6 protein-coding genes and 1 pseudogene are annotated in these 4,440 nt (G+C 33.6%); 3 read left to right on the plus strand and 4 right to left on the minus strand.

From position 1 onward, the window contains the following. The coding region (locus CFPU101_RS24980) for a hypothetical protein (protein WP_206818560.1) at positions 1 to 319 on the minus strand (319 nt) is incomplete at its 3' end. Between the two features lie 151 nt (positions 320 to 470). Here CFPU101_RS24980 and CFPU101_RS24985 point away from each other — a divergent pair. Beyond that, positions 471 to 1,490, plus strand: a complete 1,020-nt coding sequence (locus tag CFPU101_RS24985; protein ID WP_206818561.1) for a protein rep — start codon at positions 471 to 473, stop codon at positions 1,488 to 1,490. Between the two features lie 2 nt (positions 1,491 to 1,492). Next, positions 1,493 to 1,765: a hypothetical protein gene (locus CFPU101_RS24990; protein ID WP_206818563.1), complete on the plus strand. Its 273-nt coding sequence runs from the start codon at positions 1,493 to 1,495 to the stop codon at positions 1,763 to 1,765. Here the strand turns inward: CFPU101_RS24990 and CFPU101_RS24995 are convergent. Then, positions 1,757 to 3,064, minus strand: coding sequence for an ATP-binding protein (locus CFPU101_RS24995; RefSeq protein WP_206818565.1), 1,308 nt, complete (start codon positions 3,062 to 3,064; stop codon positions 1,757 to 1,759). The two genes, CFPU101_RS24990 and CFPU101_RS24995, sit on opposite strands and share 9 nt — an antisense overlap. A gap of 185 nt (positions 3,065 to 3,249) precedes the next feature. Beyond that, positions 3,250 to 3,492 carry a hypothetical protein gene (locus tag CFPU101_RS25000; RefSeq protein ID WP_206818567.1) on the minus strand — a complete coding sequence of 81 codons (243 nt, stop codon included), beginning with the start codon at positions 3,490 to 3,492 and terminating at the stop codon, positions 3,250 to 3,252. A gap of 26 nt (positions 3,493 to 3,518) precedes the next feature. On the opposite strand from CFPU101_RS25000, the gene CFPU101_RS25005 reads away from it, so the two are divergent. Continuing rightward, complete coding sequence (locus tag CFPU101_RS25005) at positions 3,519 to 3,698, plus strand: DUF1508 domain-containing protein (RefSeq protein WP_206818569.1); 180 nt, start codon at positions 3,519 to 3,521, stop codon at positions 3,696 to 3,698. A gap of 497 nt (positions 3,699 to 4,195) precedes the next feature. Here CFPU101_RS25005 and CFPU101_RS25010 read toward each other — a convergent pair. Beyond that, positions 4,196 to 4,440 (minus strand): annotated as a pseudogene (locus CFPU101_RS25010) (hypothetical protein); the annotation flags it as partial.

Consider the following 4,440-nt stretch of genomic DNA (forward strand, 5'->3'; position numbering starts at 1 on the left):
GCCATAATCCTACAGGATTACCTATTCTTCTATGTTTTGGCACACATTCAATATGTAAAATCTCTAAATATTCGGGAGAACCATTTAAAAAAGGGTAAGGATATACAGCAAAATGAATTACTCCTAAAATGTTGTTTTGATAGTGTAATTTAATAATAGCTTCACAGTTAACGTCTGCTTGACTCCAAAAACCAAGCCAGTTCCAAGTTAATCCTATTGATTTTAAAGTCGCTATATCTTCCTTTTTCATTTCTTCTAAATAAGCTTCAAGAGGTTGTTGAAACTTATCCAATAGCCTAACTCTGTAGGAATCCATCATGCCTTAAACGCTGCTTGTTTATAACTGATTAGCTATTTTATCATTCCCAAATTTATTCTCTTTGCTCTCAAATCGTGTGCAGGTTTGTATAAAATCGTAAACCCCGTGATATAGTTTAGTTACCACACTCAACTATACACAGGGTTTTCCTTTGTCTGACCATAATAATTTCGGTCATAACTATAATGATATTGTACAACCTACTCAACAAATTGAACAAGTAGCTCTTAGTGATATATCTCCTCAAGACAAACCTTGGGATAAACACAGGAAGAATGCTGAGATTATCAGTAGCTACTACAAGAAAGGTGGAATGGATCGTTATGCCAAGCGTGTTGATCTGTGTTCGCGTAATCTAGATTTTAGATTGGTAGACGATAAACATCGTGGCTGCCAAAAACTCAAATTATTCAAAGCTCAGTTTTGTAGAGTAAGGCACTGTCCTATATGTCAGTGGCGACGATCATTAATGTGGAAAGCCAAAGCCTATGAAGCTCTACCAAAAGTAGTCACTGATTACCCACAATATCGTTGGTTGTTTCTGACTCTAACTTTAAAAAATTGTGAGCTAACCGATTTACGAGACACACTCAACGACATAAACCGCGCTTTTAAACGACTTACTGAGTTAAAAGTTTTTCCTGCAACTGGATGGGTCAAAAGCATTGAGGTAACAAGAGGGCGTGACGGTCAGTCGGCTCATCCTCATATTCATTGTCTGTTACTTGTTAAGCCAGACTATTTTGCACAAGGATATTTACATAAAAAAGATTGGATAGTGCTATGGCAGCAATGCTTGAGGCTGAACTATAAACCTATATTAGATATTCAAGCCATTCATGCAGATAAATCACCAGTAGGGTTAATTGCAGAAATCCTTAAGTATCAATGCAAAGAGTCTGATCTGTGTGCTGATGCTGACTGGTTTATAGAATATGTTCGCCAAATGCACAAAACAAGAGCAGTATCAGTAGGTGGTGTATTACGCGGCTATTTTAAAGCTTTAGAAGAGGAGCCAGAAGATTTAATAGGCAAAGATGACGAATCAGAAAAAGCTGATGATGATGATACTGTAATGACTTTTAGATGGAATACTCGGATTAAAAAGTATATCTTAGTTAGAATAACTTCGTGTAATACGCGGAATATTCAATACAAAGATACTGCATAGATATGATAAAACAACCTAGAAATGAAAAAGGTAAGTTTGTGCTTAAAGGTGAAGAAGAACGTAAAGTTAGGACAGTACGCCTAACAGATTCTACATGGAATAAACTAGGAGAGATGGCAAAACAACGATGTATTACGCGGACTGAATTAATTGAAGAGTTGTTAGAACAAAATAATGATGAAGTGATTAGAATATTAAAAGAAGCATTAACTTTAAAAGCTAATGCTGGTGGTGCTATAAAAGAAAAGATTAGGCAAGCTCTACTTTTACTTTAAAGTTGTATTTATACCTCTTTCTTCTGCTTTAAGTTTTATAAACGTTTTAAGTATAGGATTTCTAAATTCAAACTTGTATTGTCTTTGCGTCCCTCTTCTTTTAAGAATTTTTCCTCTGTTTTCTTCACAGAGTTGATTTAAGAATTCTAAATAACTTCTTTTGTTATCTTTGAAAATTAACGACATACTTGTTTTTATGCTTGTATTTGTAAATGAGTTAAACTGATCAGTGTTTACTAATGCGCAAGCAATAAGTAAGTTTTCGTAAATATTTTGTCTATCATCTAAAATAGCTTTTTGATAAACTCTTCTAATCGACTCATCCATGTTTTCAAGAGTTAAATTAATTGAATGTCTAAAATCTTTTAGATCAACTACATTTCTATTATTTTCTACAGTACGTTTTGTTGAATTATTGCAAAATAAATGAGTATATTGTGGTAAACCTTCAGAAAGATTAATGATTTTTCTTTTTACGTTGCTGTCCATTGTAATATCTAAATACTTAAGACCCTTTTCTACTATTTCTGTTATTTCATCTTCTGACATACGAGGTAAACGTATCTGTTTTAAACATCTTTCTAAAGACTGATGAGATTCTATAAGTTCCTCAATATCTTCGGCTATGCCAACTAACATTAAAGTTTTATCAAATGGTGAATCACTAAGATGCTTCATCAAAAATGTAAATTTCTTTTTTATTTCAATGTCTTGTACTCTATCAAACTCATCAAATATAAATAAACATTTTTGCTCAGGACAACCAATTTTGAGTAAATCAATTATATCTGATGCGGTTAGTTCGTCATCACTAGAAATATAATTACCCAATGGTACTTTTTTCTTAAGCTCTTTTGGATCACTTGTATCTACTATAAATCCAATCTGACGCTCTTGCTCTACTGATAATTCTACAGTAATCTGATTTAAAGTTCTTTTCCATATACTATTAAAAGTTTCTGTAGGGTCGCAGCTTATCTTTGTGCAACTTATAGAAGAATTTAAACTATTAAATAATACTTTTGATATATTAGCTATAGACGTTTTACCAACTCCTCTATCTCCATAAACAATCATATGACATCCTTTTTCTGTTAGAGTCGATTTAATTTTTTCTAACTGTTTCTGTCTACCTGCAAAAAGATTTAATGTTTCTACGGGATTTGTAGGTGTGAAAACTGTATTTATTTTATTGATTAATTCATCTTTTGATTCAATTAGCATTTTTTGTCTTTTGTTTGGAGCTTGAGTAATAAGGGTATAAAAGTATAATTCCCTTTTCTGTTCTTTTTCAAACATGGCTTTTATTATTGTGTTTTAGTTATATATTTTTATCGGATAACAACCAGTTGTAGCAAAGCGGTGACTGACTTTGCTCCATCCTTTTCGTAGATATTGATTAATGCGTTGCAAAGTCAGGCAATAACTGGAATGGGGGGGGGGTTAGGGGGAACTCCCCCTGCTGAGTCTGCGGATTGTGGTTGTTATTCATGATCAGTTTGAAGTTCATAAGCTTTTTCACAAATTGCTCTTTTTAGATCAGACTCGGTAAAGTCTTGCGAGGCAGGAAACTCAATAAATTTTTTTCCATATACGTTGCCGCTTCCTCTTATAGCTTTCATGCGATTGTGAGCATCTTCAAAAGATGAAGCAAGAATCTGAAAAGGCATTACCCTATTTCCGTATTTGTACTCACAGAGATAAATTTCAAGTTTGATATTATTCATTTGTTTGCTTTGATGGATAAAAAATTATGGTTTTTGAAATGTATTTGGATAGCAAAGGCTATTGGCATTGGCGACTAAAAGCTAACGATGAGATAGGTTTTATTGCTTATTCTGCTGGAGAAGGTTTTTATAGTCCGTATGAATGTTCAAATGCAATACGCTTAGTTCAACGATCAGCATCTGCCCAAATTATTCAAGTTAAGTAAATTAATAACTTTTATCCCATCTGCCCTCCATTAGTTCCAAGAGCAGGAGTTGAAAGCGTAGTGAGGTTCGGCCTCCAGCCGCCACAGGCGGCGACTTGAATCATTAAGGGATAACTTCGATGAGAGGATCTTTGAGTGGAATCAGAGTTTCTGACCAAGCCTAAGGGTCTTTGATTAAAACCAAGATTTTTGATGTGACACGAAAAGGTCTTGAAGTGCAAAAGTTAGTAAAAAGAACTGAAGTCTAGTGAATAAATTCTTAACAGTGTAAATATCCTAAATTGCAAAAGCCTTTTGTTATTTAGGTTAAGTGTACTAACTTACCTTAATACAAAAGGCTTTTTTTCTATAGACTGTAATTACTGTTTTAATTTTTTATAGGCTTAGTAAGACTATAAGTTCTTTTTTTTACGAATTCATATCTATCTTTGTGAGACATTACTTGGTCGCATCCTGCGGTTATAACATCATCAAAACTTTCATCGTTGTAGTAATTATTAGATGCGTATAGGATTTCCGTGCTTTTTTCGGATTCTTGTGTTAAACTCTTTGGCTTTTTCTCTACTAAACTTAAAAGCATATCCATCTTCTCCTTGGCATATAGTAGTCCATCCTACTTCTTCCATGCTAACAATGTCTCTATAGTAAGTTATAGCATCCTCAGAAGAATCTAATGTAATCAATTTTTCATTAGATTCTTCTGAGCAGACTTGTAACCCAGTTATAGTGGCGTACCAAATAA

This window comes from Chroococcus sp. FPU101, assembly GCF_017312365.1.
Lineage (GTDB): Bacteria > Cyanobacteriota > Cyanobacteriia > Cyanobacteriales > Microcystaceae > Chroococcus.

What these genes read in the sequence shown, in the direction of transcription:
- CFPU101_RS24990 (WP_206818563.1), top strand. Translation starts at nt 1,493, where the DNA reads ATGATAAAACAACCTAGAAATGAAAAAGGTAAGTTTGTGCTTAAAGGT.
- CFPU101_RS24995 (WP_206818565.1), bottom strand. Translation starts at nt 3,064, where the DNA reads ATGTTTGAAAAAGAACAGAAAAGGGAATTATACTTTTATACCCTTATT.
- CFPU101_RS25000 (WP_206818567.1), bottom strand. Translation starts at nt 3,492, where the DNA reads ATGAATAATATCAAACTTGAAATTTATCTCTGTGAGTACAAATACGGA.
- CFPU101_RS25005 (WP_206818569.1), top strand. Translation starts at nt 3,519, where the DNA reads ATGGTTTTTGAAATGTATTTGGATAGCAAAGGCTATTGGCATTGGCGA.